General features: G+C 72.6%; 14 protein-coding genes. 2 read left to right on the top strand and 12 right to left on the bottom strand.

The window, feature by feature from the left end; translation table 11 throughout:
• Window positions 1-92 precede the first annotated feature (92 nt).
• On the top strand, window positions 93-1,715 hold the full coding sequence (locus WME95_RS10320; protein ID WP_437908229.1) for a hypothetical protein: 1,623 nt from the start codon (window positions 93-95) through the stop codon (window positions 1,713-1,715).
• An 81-nt stretch (window positions 1,716-1,796) separates the two neighbouring features.
• Here the strand turns inward: WME95_RS10320 and WME95_RS10315 are convergent, their stop codons facing one another.
• Window positions 1,797-2,201, bottom strand: coding sequence for a GFA family protein (locus WME95_RS10315; RefSeq protein WP_437908228.1), 405 nt, complete (start codon window positions 2,199-2,201; stop codon window positions 1,797-1,799).
• Window positions 2,202-2,521: 320 nt separating this feature from the next.
• On the opposite strand from WME95_RS10315, the gene WME95_RS10310 reads away from it, so the two are divergent.
• Window positions 2,522-3,091 carry a hypothetical protein gene (locus tag WME95_RS10310; protein WP_437908227.1) on the top strand — a complete coding sequence of 190 codons (570 nt, stop codon included), beginning with the start codon at window positions 2,522-2,524 and terminating at the stop codon, window positions 3,089-3,091.
• Between the two features lie 33 nt (window positions 3,092-3,124).
• Here WME95_RS10310 and WME95_RS10305 read toward each other — a convergent pair whose 3' ends face one another.
• From WME95_RS10305 to WME95_RS10255, 11 genes are all read right to left on the bottom strand, one after another.
• A complete protein-coding gene (locus tag WME95_RS10305) occupies window positions 3,125-3,628 on the bottom strand; it encodes a hypothetical protein (RefSeq protein ID WP_437908226.1) in 504 nt (167 codons plus the stop codon).
• A gap of 96 nt (window positions 3,629-3,724) precedes the next feature.
• The gene (locus WME95_RS10300) at window positions 3,725-4,705 is read right to left on the bottom strand and encodes a hypothetical protein (RefSeq protein WP_437908225.1); all 981 of its coding nucleotides are present in this window, start codon (window positions 4,703-4,705) and stop codon (window positions 3,725-3,727) included.
• Between the two features lie 38 nt (window positions 4,706-4,743).
• Window positions 4,744-5,871 (bottom strand): hypothetical protein, encoded by a 1,128-nt coding sequence (locus tag WME95_RS10295; RefSeq protein WP_437908224.1) that lies wholly within the window; start codon window positions 5,869-5,871, stop codon window positions 4,744-4,746.
• The gene (locus tag WME95_RS10290) at window positions 5,805-6,518 is read right to left on the bottom strand and encodes a hypothetical protein (protein ID WP_437908223.1); all 714 of its coding nucleotides are present in this window, start codon (window positions 6,516-6,518) and stop codon (window positions 5,805-5,807) included. Before WME95_RS10290 ends, WME95_RS10295 begins: the two co-directional genes overlap by 67 nt.
• 80 nt (window positions 6,519-6,598) lie before the next feature.
• Entirely contained in the window at window positions 6,599-7,975 is a 1,377-nt protein-coding gene (locus WME95_RS10285) for a DUF5050 domain-containing protein (RefSeq protein WP_437908222.1), read from the bottom strand.
• A gap of 546 nt (window positions 7,976-8,521) precedes the next feature.
• Complete coding sequence (locus WME95_RS10280; RefSeq protein WP_437908221.1) at window positions 8,522-9,901, bottom strand: DUF5050 domain-containing protein; 1,380 nt, start codon at window positions 9,899-9,901, stop codon at window positions 8,522-8,524.
• A gap of 566 nt (window positions 9,902-10,467) precedes the next feature.
• Window positions 10,468-11,673 carry a 5-(carboxyamino)imidazole ribonucleotide synthase gene (gene purK / locus WME95_RS10275; RefSeq protein WP_437908220.1) on the bottom strand — a complete coding sequence of 402 codons (1,206 nt, stop codon included), beginning with the start codon at window positions 11,671-11,673 and terminating at the stop codon, window positions 10,468-10,470.
• 54 nt (window positions 11,674-11,727) lie between these two features.
• A complete protein-coding gene (gene purE, locus WME95_RS10270) occupies window positions 11,728-12,231 on the bottom strand; it encodes a 5-(carboxyamino)imidazole ribonucleotide mutase (protein ID WP_173427451.1) in 504 nt (167 codons plus the stop codon).
• Window positions 12,232-12,346: 115 nt separating this feature from the next.
• Window positions 12,347-12,673, bottom strand: coding sequence for a TerB family tellurite resistance protein (locus WME95_RS10265; protein ID WP_437551368.1), 327 nt, complete (start codon window positions 12,671-12,673; stop codon window positions 12,347-12,349).
• A gap of 120 nt (window positions 12,674-12,793) precedes the next feature.
• A complete protein-coding gene (locus WME95_RS10260) occupies window positions 12,794-14,551 on the bottom strand; it encodes a hypothetical protein (RefSeq protein WP_437908219.1) in 1,758 nt (585 codons plus the stop codon).
• A gap of 30 nt (window positions 14,552-14,581) precedes the next feature.
• On the bottom strand, window positions 14,582-17,191 hold the full coding sequence (locus tag WME95_RS10255) for a HEAT repeat domain-containing protein (RefSeq protein WP_437908218.1): 2,610 nt from the start codon (window positions 17,189-17,191) through the stop codon (window positions 14,582-14,584).
• Window positions 17,192-17,372: the final 181 nt, after the last annotated feature.

The raw sequence follows: 17,372 nt of genomic DNA, 5'->3' as shown, positions 1-17,372 counted from the left end.
GGTAAGCGGCCGGGCAGCCGGCGGGTCGAGGATGAGAGCACGGGAGCGCGGCGCGGCGGTCCGGCGCGGCCGTGCCTGGAGGAGGACGAGCGATGATCGGGCGAAGGACGTGGTGGGGGCTGGGCGGGCTCGTGATGGCGATGGCAGGGTGCGGACCTGCGCCTGCGCCGCAGGCCGCGGACGGGCCGCGCGCGGAGGCCGCGGCGCGGGGGCCGGGCACGGCGGGCACGGCGGGCACATCGAGCACCGCGGGCTCGCCGGGCGCGTCGGGCGGGGTGAAGGTGGACGAGGCGGCGAAGCCGGCGCCGCCGCCGAAGTCGGCGTTCGCGCCGGTGGCGCAGATCCCGGAGGAGGTCGAGCTGCGGCTTCACCCGGTGGAGGGGGCGCTGCTCGTGTCGACCTCCAACCTGACGGTGCTCGAGGGGGAGCAGGAGGCCGTGGCCGCCGCCGTCGGCGTGCTGAAGGACGGGAAGATCGAGTTCCCGAAGCGGCTGCACCTGCCGGGGTGGTGGGTGTCGGTGATAGGCGTCCACGGGCGCTATCCCGACCAGCTCGACCTGATCGCGACGGGCACCACGGGCCGCACCGGCGTCGCCGAGCACTACGCGCTGGGGGCGAAGGGCTGGGTGCAGCGGGTGAGCGACGCGGGGCAGTGGTTCACCGGGGTGGCGAGCATGGGCAGCTCGCTCGTGGGGCTGGTGGGGCCGACGATGATCGGCCCCTCGAGGTTCGTCACGCTGCGCGGGCCCAGGGTGGGACTGACGATCACGCCGGCGCCCAGGAAGGGGGAGTGCCGCGGGTTCGACTTCGAAGGGGCATCGCGTTACTCGGAGACCGAGGTCCGCCCGGAGGCATTCGGGGCGACGCGCGATGGGACCGCGCTGAGCTACGGGCTCAATTGCAAAGCGGAGAGCGCCCTGGAGGTCTGGAAGCCGGGCGAGAAACGCTCGACCATCCTGCCCATCCCGGCGCCGTTCGATGAACAGAAGGCCGACGATGTGCGCACGCTGATCCTGCCGGGCCCCGGCGACGGCGAGGCGTGGATCGTGGACGGGGGCGTGCTCCGCTACCAGGGCGGGGAGGCGAAGAAGATCGACCCGCCGGCGAAGGGAGCGCGCGTGCTCACGGCGTCGGCGGCGCCGGACGGGACGCTGTGGGCGCTCACGGAAGGCGCGCTGTTCGCGCGCAAGGGCGACGCCTGGGAGCAGGCGCCGCTGCCCGACGGGGTGAAGGCCCGCGACGTGGCCGTGGGGAGCGACGGGGCCGTGTGGGTCGCGGCCGGCGGGGCGATCCTGAAGCACGGCGGCGCCGGCGAGGCCGCGGGCGCGGCGCCGGGGAGCATCCAGCTCCAGAAGGGGCCGCCGCCGAAGCCCAGGGAGAACCGGACCTTGCCCAGGCCCGGAGGGCCGAAGTGCCCGCAGAACCTGGTGGTGCTCTACACGTTCAGCAAGACGGCGCCGGACGACTACGACTTCCCGCTGACGCGCAAGGCGCTCAAGGGACGCACGGAGTTCTCGCCGGCGCGCTTCGTTGTGACGCGCGACATGGGGCAGCGCTTCTTCGCCGCGTTCGTACCGACCTGGGATCTCGCCAAGAAATTGGAGGAGCGGATCAAGACCGATGTGCAGGGCTCGACGCCGCAGATCGTGTGCGCCACGCCGGAGGTGGTGCGGGAGCTCAAGCTGGATCTGAAGACGGGAGAGGTCGCGAAGTAAGACGGGCGAAGCCGGGGCGCCGGCGTGCGGCGGCGGCTCCGTCGAGGGGCCGCCATCCACCGCAGCCAGCGGCGGCGCCGTTCACAGGTGCCGGGTCTCTCCCGGCGGCGTGCCCCAGTCGTTGTTGCGTCCGTCGGCGTACCGGATCGGCGCGGAGACGAGCTCCGCGAGATCCACGTCGTCCAGGGAAGCGAGCTGGACCGCCACATAGTCGCCGCCGATCGCCTCGACATATCCGCGCCCGAACGACCGCACGCCGCAGTGTCGACAGAACAGGTGGTGCCCGGCCTTCATGCCGAACTGGTAGTCGCTCAGCGCGTCCTCACCCGCGAGCAACCGGAACGCGTCCGGCTTGAGGATCACGTTCCAGTTTCTCGTCTTGGTGCAGATAGAGCAGTTGCACTTGTTGGTTCCAGCGCTCAGGTCGATGTCGGCCTCGAAGCGGACCGCGCCGCAGTGGCAGCTCCCTGAATAGGTCTTCTTCATGTGCAAACCTCCTGGCAGGACGGGCGTTCGCGTTCGAACGCGCGACCACCTGAAGGCCTGACGGTACCCGAATCCGCGCCGGCGGGAGCCCCCTTCGAAGCGCCGCCGCGCGGTCTGGAGGCGCGCCGCGCCGGCGGCGCCGGGGCGTCCGTCAGCCGAGCCGCGGGTTCGTTGCCCTGACACACCTGTCATGCGCCGCTCGGCGGGTGCCTGGCACAAGGCGTCAGGAGCGCCGGCTTCTTGCGCCCGCGCAGGTGGTCTACGCGTTGCTTCGCCAGCGCCTCCATCCACGGCGGTCCCGCCGGAGAGAGGATGGATCCATGACCTTGTCTCTTTTTTCCCTCGTCCCGCTCGGCTCCTGCGTGCGCACGACCGCCGCGCTCGCCGCCGGATTCGCCATGGTCTCCGCCATGCCCGGCTGCATCCTGAACCAGAAGCAATGCACCGAGATGGCCTGTAGCGACACCTTCACCATCACCGCCGCGACGGCGAACAAGAGCTGGGCGGCGGGAGAGTACACGCTGGAGCTCACGGTGGACGGCAGCGCCGTGTCGTGCGCCTACAGCTGGACGAACACGCCGAACGTCGGCGGCAGCGGCGTGTTCGTCCAGTGCAGCCCGACCGTCAGTGTCTCGGTCAATGCGGTGGAAATCTGCACGGAGACGAGGCGCGGCGGCGGCGTCTCCCAGAGCTGCGTCCCGGCCCCCGGGCAGTTCACGCAACAGCTCGCGATTCGTGGCACGCCGGCGCGCGTCGACGTGGTGGTACGGCGGGACGGCGCGCTCCTCGGAGAGCGGAGCTTCACCCCCGCGTACCGGACGTGGTACCCGAACGGTGAAGACTGCGGGCCTGGGTGCCGACAGGACGCGCAGGACTGGGCGCTCCCGTAACCGTCGGCGCCGGAGGGGCGCCGAGGCGCTTACCTAATCCCAGCGAGCGGAGAGCACGGCCCTCATCCGGTCGATCCGCAGCGCCCTCTCCAGGGCGCGCCCCTCGTAGGCGCTCAGGAGCGCGGGGAGCGCCTGCCGGGCCAGCGCCAGCAGCGCACGGCGGCGGACCTCCGGATCGAGCCTGCCCTCGACGACGATCTGGCTGAAGGCCAGGGCGAGGATCGCCTCGTCGCGGGTGAGCAGGCCGTACTCGTCCTCCTCGCCGAGCGCCTCGACCTCGGCCGCGTCCACGGCGTCCCAGCCGGCATTGCCGACCTCCCAGCGCTCGAGGAGCTCGTCGAGGAGCTCGATCGGGCTCTTCTTCGGGTGCTCGTCGCGGAAGTCGCGGAAGGCGGTGAGGGTCTCGTGCGCGGTCTCGTTGCCGAACGGAGCGGTCTCGTCGGTGAGCGACCAGAAGAACGGGTCGGCGAGGGCAGCGGCTGCCCTGGGGTGGCAGTCGTCGGGGGAGAGGTCGGGGATCTCGGGCGCTTCGGTCATGGGAGAGGGCTTTCCGTCGGCTGAGGCGCGGGCGCGCCGCGCCGCCACCTTACCGCGTCGGCGCGCCCCGTCCGAGCGCGGCGCCCTCCTCCCCGGTCATTTCCAGTGCCCCTTGCCCTTGTGCTTGTGCTTGTGCTTGTGCTTGTGGATGACGAGGACCCGGCCGTCGTCGTCATCGTCGTCGTGCACCACCACGGTCGGCCTGACGTCGACCTTCACGGCCCACGTGGTCGCCACCAGGATGCCGATCACGGGCGCGCTCGGGCCGACCACGATCACCGCGCCTGGACGGTAACCGCAGAGGACCACGTGCGTGTGCCCGCCTTCCTTGAGCACCACCGTGACCTTGGTCGGATTGACCTTCACGTTGAGCTTGCCGGTGAAGTAGAGCCGATCGGGCCCGGGCGCGAGCACGATGACGTCCGGCCCCGACGCCGTCTGGACCGCGAGCTTGATCTCGCGCTCGCCGATCGGCACCGGCTTGAGGTTGAGATCCAGCACGTACACGCGCAGATCGCCGCTCTCCTTGTCGGCGACGATCTCCACGATGTCGTCTCCGACCGGCTGGAGCACGCCCCCGTTCGGCCCCTTGGTCCCGTCGAGCTGGGTTGTCTGGTGCTCCCTGGCGCTCTCCTGGAGCTCCCGGGTCCCGCCGCGGGGCACGTGCAGCACCCCCTTGAACGGCTCGCCCTTCACCTTGAGCTCGTAGCTGACCTCGGTCAGGTCGTCCTCGAGCGGCGGGAGCTTGGCGAGCAGCACGCCCCCCGACTTGGGCTCTGGCACGAGCGCCGCGCTCATGGGGGCTCCGCCCTTGCCAGGCACCTTGACCGAGACGCTGCCCGACACATCCGCCGCGATGGGCTTGCCGTCGCGATCCTTCACCAGCGCCGTCACCTGCCCGTCCTGGGCCACCGTCATGACGACGGACCCGGGCTCGTGCTGCTCCGTCAGCGCCCAGTTGTCCTCGATGCTCTCCGCCGTGATCTGCGGCGATTTGCTGCAAGCGGACGAGACGAGCGCCGCGGAGGCGACCCCGAGCGCGACGACCATGGACCGGAGACAACGTTGGATTCGCATACACCCCTCTCTGGTGACCTCTCGAAGGCGCGATCGCCTCATACCTGCTTGCGCGTCACGGACCAGATGAAGCCGTCGTACCAGAAGTGCATCAGCGCGACGGTCTGCGTGATCGACCACAGCGCGCGGTCCTCCGCCGGCGCGAGCTCGGCCCAGACCCCGTACACAAGGACACCCCCGAGGAAGACCGCCACCGCGATCGGCGTGCCGGCCCGGAGCGCGTCGAGGCGCAGCCGGCGGCGGAGGCGGCCGCCCTCCGACCACCAGACGAGCGCCAGGTACTGCACGGCGTGGAACAGGTTCATGATGAAGAAGGCCTGTCCCCAGGGGTTGAAACCCCACGTGTAGATCGAGCAGAGCCCCGTGCTGACGAGCAGCCACACCTTGGGGAACGACACCCGATAACCCCGCCGGACCATCGCTCGGTAAGCGAGCGCGTAATAGAGCAGGTACGACGTGCCCGCGGCGATGACGGCCCAGCTGAGGACGCGGTGGCTCGACGTCATCAGCGCAGGGACGGCGGTGAAGAAGGCGGGGCCCACGCCCTCGAAGGCGTCGAAGCTCTGGAAGTGGAGGAGCATCGTCGCGCCGCCCAGGATGGGGCCGGCATAGAGGACGAGGTTGAGCCACAGATCCAGCCGGCGGCCGAGCGCCGGCGCGTTCCCCGCGCGCGCGTCGTAGATGCGCCCGAGGCCGAATGTCTGGAGCGCCGAGTGGTAGACGTCCCAGAACACCACGAGGACCGACACGCAGGCGACGGCCCACATGGACAGCATCATCGCGGCGAACAGGGCGACCGGCGCCACGAGGAAGCGGAGCCGGTGCCGCCGGAAGATGTCCGCGTTGCCGTGGCTCCGGAGCAGCACCGCGGCGAGGTGGCCATGGATGAGCGTGCCGATGAAGAGCCCCGCCCAGGTGACCTTCTCCCCGTGAAGCCTGAACCTCGCGTCGGCGAACGGCGTCCCCGCGATCAGGGCGCCCGCGGCGAGCGCGACGAGCGGCGGGAGCAGGAAGAAGGCCCAGTCATACAAGGGGCCGACGATGTACGCGGCCCGGCCTACACCGAGCAGCGCAGCGGACGCGGGCTCGGCCCGTGCGCTCATGCGGGACGAGGTGCCGCCGCGGGCCGCGGCTCCGGTGCTGCTGGCGAGAAGCCGATCGTCCATCCCTGCACGGCGAGGTGATCGACGAGCGAGAGCAGGAAGAGATTCACGCCGAGCATCTCCATCGACTCCTCCACGAAGTCGATGAGCGCGTAGATCAGGTTGTCGCTCCCGGCCCGCTCGGTCCAGTACCCGAGCGGCAGCTCCAGGACGAGGGCCCCGGTGACATAGATCCCGCCCGAGAGGAGGAATCGATTCCGCGTATCTCGCGGGAGGTGCGAGAGGAACCGGAGGTATGCGACCACGAACGCCGCCACCGCGGCGGCCGCCGGGATCACCCAGCTGAAGTACAGGACCCCGCCCAGATCGAGCCAGGAGCTCGCCGCTTCATGGATCTCGACCACCTCGTCGAGCGAGATGTAGAGGAACGCCGCGGAGAGCCCCCACCAGTGCTTCACGAACTTGCCCGTGCGCCGGGCGCCGACGGCGATGACAGCGAGCGTGAGTGAGCACACGAACAGCAGTGACGAGGTGTACCACGTGGGCACGTTCTGCTCGTAGCTCAGCGAGAACAACGGGACGACGCCGCTCTGGCTCCTCAGGTGGAGGAGCGGCTTGAGCACCTCGACGGCGAGCCCGGCGCCCGCGATCACCGCCATCACGGCGAGCAGCGCGACCTGGAGCCGGGCTCGCGACAGGGTGATCTGCATCGAATGAGAAGAACTACGCCAGGACGCCGGACACGGTCAACGCGTAAAGCAGCCGACACCGGCGGGGCGGCGCGGCGCGCTCAAGGAGCGCTGTAGGACACGATCTCGCCTTCGAAGCGGTAGTCACCGCCGTTGGTCCAGAACACGTCCTGACCTTCCGGGGCGATGATGCGCCAGGCGAAGTGCTGGCCGAGCGCGAGCACGGTGGTCTTGTTCTCCACGAGATCATGGGCCTGGACGCTGCGGTTCCGGCTCATGTCCGTCGAGAAGAGCGTCGAACCCCTGAGGGCCAGCCCGCCCATCGAGCCCCCCTGGTAGATCAGCGTCTTCGCCCCTCCGGCGATCGGCGCCTTGAACACGCCGCCGTCGCCGGCGTTGGCCCAGTAGACGAACTCCGCGTCCACCGCGATCCCGGCCGGCTCCCCCTCGTTCTCGGCGATGACGGTCACGTCCCCGCCCGACTTCGCCACCTTGTAGACCTTGTTCGTCGTGGCGCCGCCGGTCCAGTAGATATTCGCGGCGTCCTGCGCCAGGTGCTCCGGCGCGCCGGCGTCGGCTGCGAGCACGACGGGCTCGCCGCCGTCGAGCGGCATCTTGTAAATGTTATGTCCGTCGCCATCGCCGAAATAGACGGACGACTCGTCTCCGGTGACGCTCAGCACGTAGCCGATCTCGATCAGCGTCTCCATCGCCAGGGTCGATTTGTCGACGCGCTTGAGCGCCGAAGGGATGATCGGATCGTTGTCTCCGCCGCTCGCCCAGTACACGTGGGAGGCATTGACCCACAGCGCCTTGGGGTCCGGATCCGCGGGGGTCATCGCCTCCACCTCGGTCGTGCCCGGCTTGACGCGATAGATGTAGCCGTCGTTCGAGTCCGCGGGCGCGGTGGACTCGGTGCCGCCGCTCGCAAAGTAGAGGTAGGTGTCGTCGGCCGCGAGCGCCATCGGGTAGGCGTGCTGGCTCGCCATCGCCGCCGGCGGGACCATCCCGGCCTGGAAGCGGGAGAAATGCGGGGTCTCCGTGACGACGCCGGCAGCGAAAGCGTCATGACGCTCGAGCCGCGTGAAGTCGTCGGAGTCGGCCGGCGCGGTGAAGGCATAAACGTCGAGGAAGGTGTTTTCATCGAGCTCCGCCTCGAGCTCGACGGTGATCGGCAACGTGAGCGAGACCGGCTTGTCGAACGTCTGCCCCTCCGGGCCGAGGAGGTACATGGGCCCCACCCCGCCCTCGCGCGCGTCCTCGACGCGCTCGATGGTGATGTCCGTCGCTGCGCTGACCGCGCCTGGCGGCACCTCGATCGTGAACCCGTCCCTCGCGGTGAACACGCCGCCCTGCGCGTCGACGGAGAACTGCGGCTTGGTCCCCTGCGTGGCGTCGTCCGCCTCCGCCCCCCCGCACGACACGCCGCCCAGCCCGCCCGCCGCGCACGCCAACACCATGAATGAGATTCTTTTCATCGACTTGCTTCTCCGCGGGCGGTCGCCGCCGCCCATGATGGACAGGGTTGCAAGCAGGGGCACGGCCGGAGTCTCCACGGTCGCGAGCCGATGAGATGCGAACATGCCGCAGCGGCGCCTCTCACGAGAGGGTCGTTGGAGCTGGGATCGGGTGCTTTCGGATCAACAGCTTCCCGGGTCGATGGTCCGTCCCGGCGGCCAACGCGCGTGGTTCCGCCCCGGCCAGCATGCGCTCGCCATGAAGACAAAGACACCGTGAGCGCTCTCCGCGCTGGGAGTGAAGACGATTGATGACGATTGACTCTGCCGAGCTCGCCGCCCGCGGCCCCGGCGCCGCCGTCGCTTTCACGCGACAGCAGAGCCCCAGGGTCGCTGGAAGCGAAGCCAGGCATGAGCGTGTGGGACCCCCTGCCCGTCACGCTGGTCCCGGGTGAGCAGTCGCGCCGCGGCTCATGGGCGGCTCACAAATCGGCGGCCCACGAATCGCGCGACCTGGCGTTCGCCCCTGCTGTCCTGCTGCCCGGCATCGCCGCCGGAGGCGCGCGCTCAAGGAGCGCGGTAGGACACGATCTGTCCTTCGAAGCGATAATCGCCGCCGTTGGTCCAGAACACGTCCTGACCTTCCGGGGCGATGATGCGCCAGGCGAAGTGCTGGCCGAGCGCGAGCACGACGGTCGTATTGCTCCCGAGATCGTGGGCCTGGACGCTGCGGTTCCGGCTCATGTCCGTCGAGAAGAGCGTCGAGCCCCTGAGGGCCAGCCCCCCCATCGAGCCCCCCTGGTAGATCAGCGTCTTCGCCCCTCCGGCGATCGGCGCCTTGAACACGCCGCCGTCGCCGGCGTTGGCCCAGTAGACGAACTCCGCGTCCACCGCGATCCCGGCCGGCTCCCCCTCGTTCTCGGCGATGACGGTCACGTCCCCGCCCGACTTCGCCACCTTGTAGACCTTGTTCGTCCTGGAGCCACCGGTCCAGTAGATGTTCTCTGCGTCCTGCGCCAGGTACTCCGGCGCGCCGGCGTCGGCCGCGAGCACGACGGGCTCGCCGCCGTCGAGCGGCATCTTGTAGATGTTGTGTCCGTCACCATCGCCGAAATAGACGGACGACTCGTCTCCGGTGACGCTCAGCACGTAGCCGATCTCGATCAGCGTCTCCATCGCCAGGGTCGATTTGTCGACGCGCTTGAGCGCCGAAGGGATGACCGGATCGTTGTCTCCGCCGCTCGCCCAGTACACGTGAGAGGCATTGACCCACAGCGCCTTGGGGTCCGGATCCGCGGGGGTCATCGCCTCCACCTCGGTCGTGCCCGGCTCGACGCGATAGATGTAGCCGTCGTTCGAGTCCGCGGGCGCGGTGGACTCGGTGCCGCCGCTCGCGAAGTAGAGGTAGGTGTCGTCGGCCGCGAGCGCCATCGGGTAGGCGTGCTGGCTCGCCATCACCCCCGCCGGGATCATCCCGGCGTAGAAGGTGCCCACGGAGGTGGTCTCCGTGATCAGCTCCGCGGCAGAGACCTCGTGCTGCTCGAGCGGCGTGAAGACGTCGGAGCCCGTCGGCGCGGAGAAGCCGTAGGCATCGAGGACGGTATTCTCCCCGAGCTCCGCCTCGAGCTCCACGGTGATCGGCAGCGTGAGCTTGATCGGCTTGGCGAACGTCTGCCCCTCCGGACCGAGGCGGTACGTGGGGCCTACCGCGCCCTCCCGGGCGTCCACGATGTTCTCGATGGTGAGCTCCGTCGCCGCGCTGACGGCCCCCGGAGGCACTTCGATCTTGAATCCATCATCCCCGGTGAAGACCCCGCCCTCCGCGTCGACAGAGAACTGGGGCTCAGTCTCGTGCGTGGCGTCGTCGCCCGCGTCCGCCCCCCCGCACGACACGCTGCCCAGCCCGCCCGCCACGCACGCCAACACCATGAATGAGGTTCTTTTCATCGACTTGCTCCTCCTCGGGCGGTCACGCCGCCCGAGATGGACAGGGTTGCAAGCAGGGGCACGGCCGGAGTCTCCACGGTCGTGACCTGTTGAGAATCGAACATGCCACAACGGCGCCTCTGTGCGAGATATTCGTCGAAGTCCAGGGCGTGTGTTCAGATCAAATGCATCCTATATCGATGTTTCGTCCTGATAGCCAGTGCGCGTGATTCCGCCCCGGCCAGCGTGCGTTGCCCCTGTGGACGAAGACACCGTGAGATGTCTCCGCACGAGCGCTCGAGACCATTGAATCCGCCGAGATCGCCGCGCGCGGCCGCGGCGTCGCCGTCGCGCCCGGACGCCCGCCACGCCGCAGGCGACACCGAACCTGAGCACGCGAGAACACACCTCCCTACTCTCCAGGGCCGTCCCGAACATGCAGTTGCGCCGCGGCTCACCGGCGGCTCATGAATCGACGCGAACGGGACGAGTCCGTCGACCGTCGACGCGATGGCGCGGCGCGCGCCGCGCCACCCTGGGCAGCCGTGGAGAGCGTCGTGCGCCGGCGGAGGCCCGCCGGCGGCGCGTCAGCGCCCGGGGGGGAGCGGCAGCCCGGCCTGCGCCGAGAGCCGGGCCATCGCGAGCTTCGCGGCGACGAGCGCCTCCTCCGGCGTGCGGCCCGTGGCGGAGAGGTGGCCCATCTTGCGGCCGGGGCGGGCGACCCGCTTGCCATAGAGGTGGAGCCGGACGCCCGGGATCTCCAGCGCGGCCTCGAACGGCGGCGGCGCGCCGCCGAGCCACACGTCGCCGAGCAGGTTGAGGATCGCCGCGGGGCGGACGATCTCGACCGAGCCGAGCGGCAGGTCGCACACGGCGCGGACCGCCTGCTCGAACTGGCTCGTCGCGCAGGCGACCTCGGAGGCGTGGTAGCTGTTGTGGGGCCGCGGGGCGAGCTCGTTGATGAGCAGGCGGCCGTCCTTGAGCAGGAAGAGCTCGACGACGAGCAGCCCCTCGACGCGCAGGCCGACCGCGAGGTCGAGCGCGATCTGGACCGCTTGCCCCGTCACCGCGGCCGAGAGCGGGCCCGGCAGCAGCGACCAGTCGAGGATCTGGTCGACGTGGTGGTTCAGCGCCGGCGGGTAGACCGCGAGCTTGCCGCTCGGGCTCCGCGCGACGAGCACCGACAGCTCGGCCTCGAGGTCGAGCGCCTGCTCGACGACGCAGCGCTGCCCGCCGAGCGACGCGAAGAGCGCTGCGGCCTCGCCCTCGATACCGCCGGCGCCGCCGCCGCCATCGTCCAAGCCCGCGTCCCCCGAGAGCCGCAGCTGGCCGCGGCCGTCGTACCCGCCGACGCACGACTTCACGAAGCACGCCCCGCCCATGGCGCGCGTCGCCTCGAGGAGCTGCTCGCTCGTCGCGACCTCGCGGAAGGGCCCCACCGGGAAGCCGTTGCGCGAGAGCCATCCCTTCTGGACGCCGCGATCCTGCACCATGGCCAGCACGTCGGCCGACGGGCGCACCGGCGCGAACCGGGCGGCGGCGACGAGGCCGTCCGTTGCGACCTTCTCGATCTCGAGCGTCACCACGTCGCACTGCGACGCGAGCTCGGCCGCCTGCGCCACGTCGTCGAACGAGGCGACGATGCAGTGATCGAGCACCGAACGGGCCGGACAGTCCGGGTCAGGGTCGAGGGCGTGGACCTTGTACCCGAGCGTGCGGGCGGCCAGCGCCGTCATGCGGCCGAGCTGGCCGCCACCGAGGATACCGAGCGTGGAGCCGGGAGCGATGGGCATTTCCGGAGGACCTGTAGAGGGGGACCGAAACGAGGCCTGACGAGGCCTGACGAGCTAGACGATGACCGAGTCGCGTAGCACCGCCGCCTCCTGGGCGCCGCGGAAGGCGGCGAGGCGCTCGCGGAGCTCCGGGTGCTTGCCCGACAGGACCGCCGCCGCGAACAGGGCCGCGTTGGCCGCCCCGGGCTTGCCGATCGCCATCGTGGCGACGGGGACGCCCTTCGGCATCTGGACGATCGAGAGCAGCGCGTCCATCCCGTTCAGCGCCGTGGCGGGGATGGGCACGCCGATGACGGGCAGCACCGTCTTCGCGGCGACCATCCCGGGCAGGTGGGCGGCGCCGCCGGCGGCGGCGATGATCACCTCGATCCCGCGCTCCGCGGCCGTGCTCGCGTACTCGAACATCCGGTCCGGCGTGCGGTGCGCCGAGACGACGCGCACCTCGTGCGGGATGCCGAGCTGCGTGAGCAGCTCGCTCGTGACCGCGAGGTGCTCGTAGTCGCTCTTGCCGCCCATGATCACGCCGACCCAGGGCTTCTCGGCCGAGCTCGCTCCCATTTCCGCGGGGGTCCGGCCCTCGCCGGCCCCTCCCTGCGCCATCGTGCTCATCGTTCCACCGCTCACCGGCTCATCCGCCGTCCGTCGTCCGTCATCCGTCGCCCCCCCGCCCGCGTCAGCGCGTGAGCTGATCCAGGAGGCTCAGGCTCTCGCGCTCTTCCTCGCCGATCTCGCCGTCGGACGAGATCATCTCGCGCGCGGCGTTCAGGAAGAGCTGCCGGTGCGCGCGCGGGATCTTCATCGGATCCACGTCGTCGGCCGCGGGCGGGACCTCGAGCCAGCCGCGCACCTGCTTGGCTTCCTCCGCGTCCAGGTGGAGCCGCAGGATCATCTTGCGCACGAACTCGCGCTCCTGGTCGCGCACCTGGAGGTCAGCCCAGGCGAACGAACAGATGAACCGCATCAGCTGGAGGCGTTCTTCGCGAGAAAGCTTGTCGAGCATGGGCGGGGACTCTAGCCCGGATCCGCCAGCGTTTTGTGTGGAAATCAGCGAGCCGCGCGCCCTAGGGGGATTCCCGGTTCCAGAGTGCTGCCCCCCGCCCGGGCGCCCGCTCCTCGCCGCTCAGCGGTACGGGCGGGCGGCGCGCGGGCCGCGCAGGAGCGCCGCCACGTGCAGCTGCTCGCCGAGCAGATCGCGCAGGGTGGCGGGGTCCTCGAGCGGGGCCGGCAGCGTGATCACGATGGCGTGCGGGGCGATCCGGAGCGCGCGCGTGCGGGCCTGCAGGCCCTTGACCGCCTCGCGCGCCCTCGGCGAGGCGGCGCGCAGCTGCTCGGGATCGTCGGGATCGAGCCCCGCGTCGAGGGGCGGATCCACCACCAGCGTGATCTCGGAGCGCTCGGGGTGCGGGCCTCGCTCGAAGCAGGTGTCGACGTGGAACGTCGCGCCGTCGACCTGCCCGTCCCGGATGCGCATGCGGCCCACCTCGAAGCGGCCGTGGACCTCGGCCGCGAACCGCTCCCAGGCCGCGCGCATCCCCGCCATCGGCGTGGGCGGCGGGATGCGCTTCTTCGCGGCGCCGATCTCGGCCGCCAGCGCGGCGAGGTGCTCCAGGAACGCGCCGAGCCAGGGCTGATCGTGGCCCGGCGTCCGCGACCGGACCGACACGTGCTCGTCGTCCAGCCGGACGTCGTCGAAGGCGAGCAGCGCCCGGCGCAGCGGCCCCGCGATCACGGCGCGCACCTGGCCGGGATCGCGCCCGCGCACGCGGTAACGGCGGCCGAAGCCCTCGTCGTCCTCGGACGACAGCGCGAGCAGGAAGCGCTTCACGCCGACCTCCAGGTCGAGCCCCCACGAGGGCCAGCGCAGCTCGCCCACGAGCGCGCCGCTCGACGACGAGCCCGCGTCGATCCAGACCGACGCCGCGGCGCCGGAGAGCGTGCCCGAGAGGCGGAGCTCCAGCGCGTCGAGGGACAGGCCGTGGCGCGCGCCGACCGCTTCCCAGACGGCGCGCCACCTCCCGGAGCCGATCTGCCGCCGCATCGCGCCGAGGCCGGGCGGGCTGTCGAAGACGCCGAGCACGAGCGGCGTCGTGTGGACGACGCCGTCCGCGCGCGCGAGATCGACGCGCACCTCGAGCCCCCAGACGAGGGCGACCCAGCCGGCGTCGAACGACGGCGCGACCGAGCGGGGGATCCGGAACCGGAAGGGCAGCTCCCGCCCCTCGTCGCGGCTGTCCGCGCGGCGGAAGGCGGTGAAGCGGTGCGCCTCGGTCGCGCGGTTCGGCGCGGAGCGGTCGGCGCTGAGGAGACGCTCGACGCCGACCAGCGAGATCTCGATCCCGCGCACGCCGCGGCCCTGCACGTTGCCGAGGGCCACCGCCCCCGAGATCTCGTCGCCCGGCGCGAAGACGCGATCGTCGAGCGAGACCTCGACGAAGGGGCTGTCGCCGCGCGCCGTGGTCCCCGCGGCCGGCGACCGGCCCGGGCGCGTGACGGGGCGGGGCGTGACGAGCACCTCGTAGGACTCCTGGACGTCGAGCCACCACGGGATCGCGATGGAGAGCGTGATGCCGTAGCGGATCTCGGCGCGCGTGCCGAGGTAGGAGCAGGGCGCGTCGTCCGGGAGCGGGAAGCTCGCGCGGTAGCGCTGCTCGCCCTCCGGGAGCGTCGTCGCCCCCGAGACGCGGGCGACGAGCGAGAGGAAGTGGGGCGGCACGAGGACGCGCTCCTCGACGCGGGCGACCTGCATGCCCTCCAGGTGGAGCTCGATCGCGTCGACCGGCGTCCTCCCGCGGCAGCGGAGCACCAGCTCGACCAGGACGACGTCGCCCGGGTGGACGGTCCTGGACATCCGGAGCTCGACGTCGGGTCGGGTTCGCATGGTGTCCGGCTCAGCGCGGCGGGCGCGGGCTCACTTCACGAGCGGGGCCGGGACGGTCAGGCGGATCGGCCCTCGGGGAGCGCCGCGCTCGAAGATCTCTCCGCGCCGGTCCGCGACGCCGAGGCGCATGAGCCCGTCCGCGCGCACGAGCGCGAAGGGCGCGCGCGGGGCCGGCGCGTCGCGGACCGAGCCGCCCCGGCCCGCGTCGAACGGGACGATGAAGACCGCGACGTCCTCGGCGCCGGCGGCCGGCGCGCGGGGCGCCGCGGCGCGGGCGCAGCGCCCGGCGACCGTGGCGTTCCTGTCCTCGGCGGCGCAGCGGGCGAGCGCGCGGCGATCGTCGTCGGCGCCGCTCCGCGCGAGGTGGTCGGCGGCCGCGAGGCGGACCGCCTCCGCGGGATCGCGCGCGAGCAGGTCCCGGGCCGCGTCGCCGTCGCAGCGGGCGCCGGCCACGGTGAGGGCCGCGAGCGCGTTGGCCCGCACGTAGGGGCGCGCGTCGGGGAGCGCCGCGCAGAGCGCCGCGGCCGCGCGGGCCGGCTGCCCGGCGCGGCCGGCGGCGCGCCCGATCGCGCCCGCCGCGTTGCCCGCCACGGCGGCGTCGGGGTCCTTGAGGAGCGGCAGGAGCAGCGGCAGCGCGTCCTTGTCCCCCGCCGCGCCCAGCGACCAGACCGCGTTGGCGCGGACGCCGGGATCCGGATCACCCGCGAGCTTGCGCAGCGCGGCGGCGGCCTCCGGGTGCCCCGCGAGCGCCTCGGCGATCTTGCGGCGATCGTCGATGGGCGCCGCCGAGGCCATCCGCGCGAGCGCGGCGCCCGCGGCCTGCCCCGGCATGCGGCCGAGCCCCTCGATCAGCGCGTCGCGCGCGGCGTCCGGCGCGCTCGCGATCGCGGCCGCGACCTCGTGGACGAGGCCCTTGCCGCTCGCGTCGCGCGCGTCCTTCGCGCCGTCCGCGCGCGACAGGGCGCCCGAGAGGGCGATGCCGAGCGCGCCGCGGTCCTGCTCCGCCGCGACCGTGAGGCGCTGGAGCAGCGGCCGGGCGCTCCCTGGGCCGGCGACGCGGGAGAGCGCGATCGCCGCCCGGAGCCGCACGTCGGCCGACTCGTCGTCGAGCGCCGCGAGCAGGGCGGCGTCCACGGCCGCGCCGAGCTGCCCTGCAGCGCGCGCGGCCCCGAGCGCCTCGATCACGGCGAGGCGGAGCGGCGTGGAGCGCGCCTTGGCGAGCGGCAGCAGCGCCGCCTGCGCGCGCGGCGACCCGGTGCGCCCGAGCAGCTGGACGAGGGCGAGCTTCTCGTCGGGCGCGGTCGCCGGGTCGACCAGCAGGGCGCGCGCCGGGTCCACCGCGCGCCCGTCGGGCCGCGCTGGATCGAGCAGCGCGGCCGCGGCGCGGATGGCCTCCGCGCGGACCGCGGGGTCGGCGTCGCCGAGCAGCTCCAGCACGCCGGGCAGCGCCGCGGGATCGCCGAGCGCGCCGAGGGCGCGCAGCCCGTGCCGGAGCGGGACGACGCCCCGCTGCATCCCCCGCTCGATCGCGGGCAGCGCTTCCCTGGCCTTGAGCTCGCCGAGCACGAGGGCGGCGCCCGCGGCGGTGTTGGCCGACGGCGCGGCCGCGAGCGCCGCGACGAGCGCGGGGACGGCCGCGGCGCCGGCGCTGACGAGGGCGTCGCGCACCGCGGAGCGCGGCGCCGCGGGGTTGTCCTTCGCGAGCGCCGCGAGCAGCGCCTTCACGGCCGCGTCGGAGCCGATGCGGCCGAGCGCCCGGAGCGCCGCCTCCCGCACGTCGTTGCTCGAGGTGGCGCTGTCGGACGGCCGCGCCCCCGGGAACGCGCCCGCGGCCCCCGGCGACGCCGTGACGAGATCCGCGATCGCCGACGTCGCGTCGTCCGAGCGCAGCCGGCCGAGGGCGGTCACCGCCTCGACGCGCACGTCCTGGGATGCGTCCTGGAGCGCGAGCAGCAGCGCGCTGACCGCGCGCGGGTCGCCGAGCTCTCCGAGCGCGCGCGCCGTGGCCTTGCGGACCTCCGGCACCGAGTCCTGCACCTTGCCGATCAGCGGCACGACGGCGCGCGCGTCGCCGATCCGGCCGAGCGCGCGCGCGACCTCCGCGCGCACCTCCGGCGCGGTGTCGTCGAGGTGGCCGAGCAGCGGCGAGACAGCGTCCGGGAGCCCCGCCGCGCCCATCGCGGTCGCGGCGGCGAGGCGGACGTGCGGGTCGGGATCGCCGAGCACCCGCCCGAGCGCGACGACGGAGCGGTCCGTGGGCGCCGCGCGGATCACGTCGCAGGCCGCGAGCCGCAGGCGCGCGTCCCCCTCGCCGAGCCACTCGATCACGAGGTCCCCCGCGCGCGGCATCCGGAGGCGCACGGCCGCCCCGGCGAGGTGCAGCCGCACCTCGACGTCCGGATCGCTCATGCCCCGCTGGATCAGCTTGATCGCCGTCTCCGGGGCGAGCTCGCCGACGCGGGTCGCGGCCAGGCGCCGCTCCAGGGCGTCGCCCGACGTGAGCGCGCGCGCGATCTGCTCGGGCACGTTGGGCCAGAGGGTCGCAGCCGCTCCCCCGGGCGACGCGACAGCGGCGGCCGAGGCGGCGACGACGAGCAGGACCTGCGGTAGGCGGCGCAGCGGCGAGGACGAACGGCGCACGAGCCGAGCGTAATACAGCGGGCGCGGCCGCGTCATGGCGTTCCAGACGGCTGGAGCGCCGCGGGGCGACGCGCCGCGGGGCGCGCCGGCGGGGGCGCGCCGGCGGGGGCGCGCGCTGGCGGGGGCACCTCCTCGCCGCGATCGCGCGCGGAGACCGCCACGAGCCGCGCCGGTCCCCGGG

Source organism: Sorangium sp. So ce327, assembly GCF_051530205.1.
Lineage (GTDB): Bacteria > Myxococcota_A > Polyangia > Polyangiales > Polyangiaceae > Sorangium > Sorangium cellulosum_B.
This window is presented reverse-complemented; position numbering and strand designations above follow the sequence as displayed.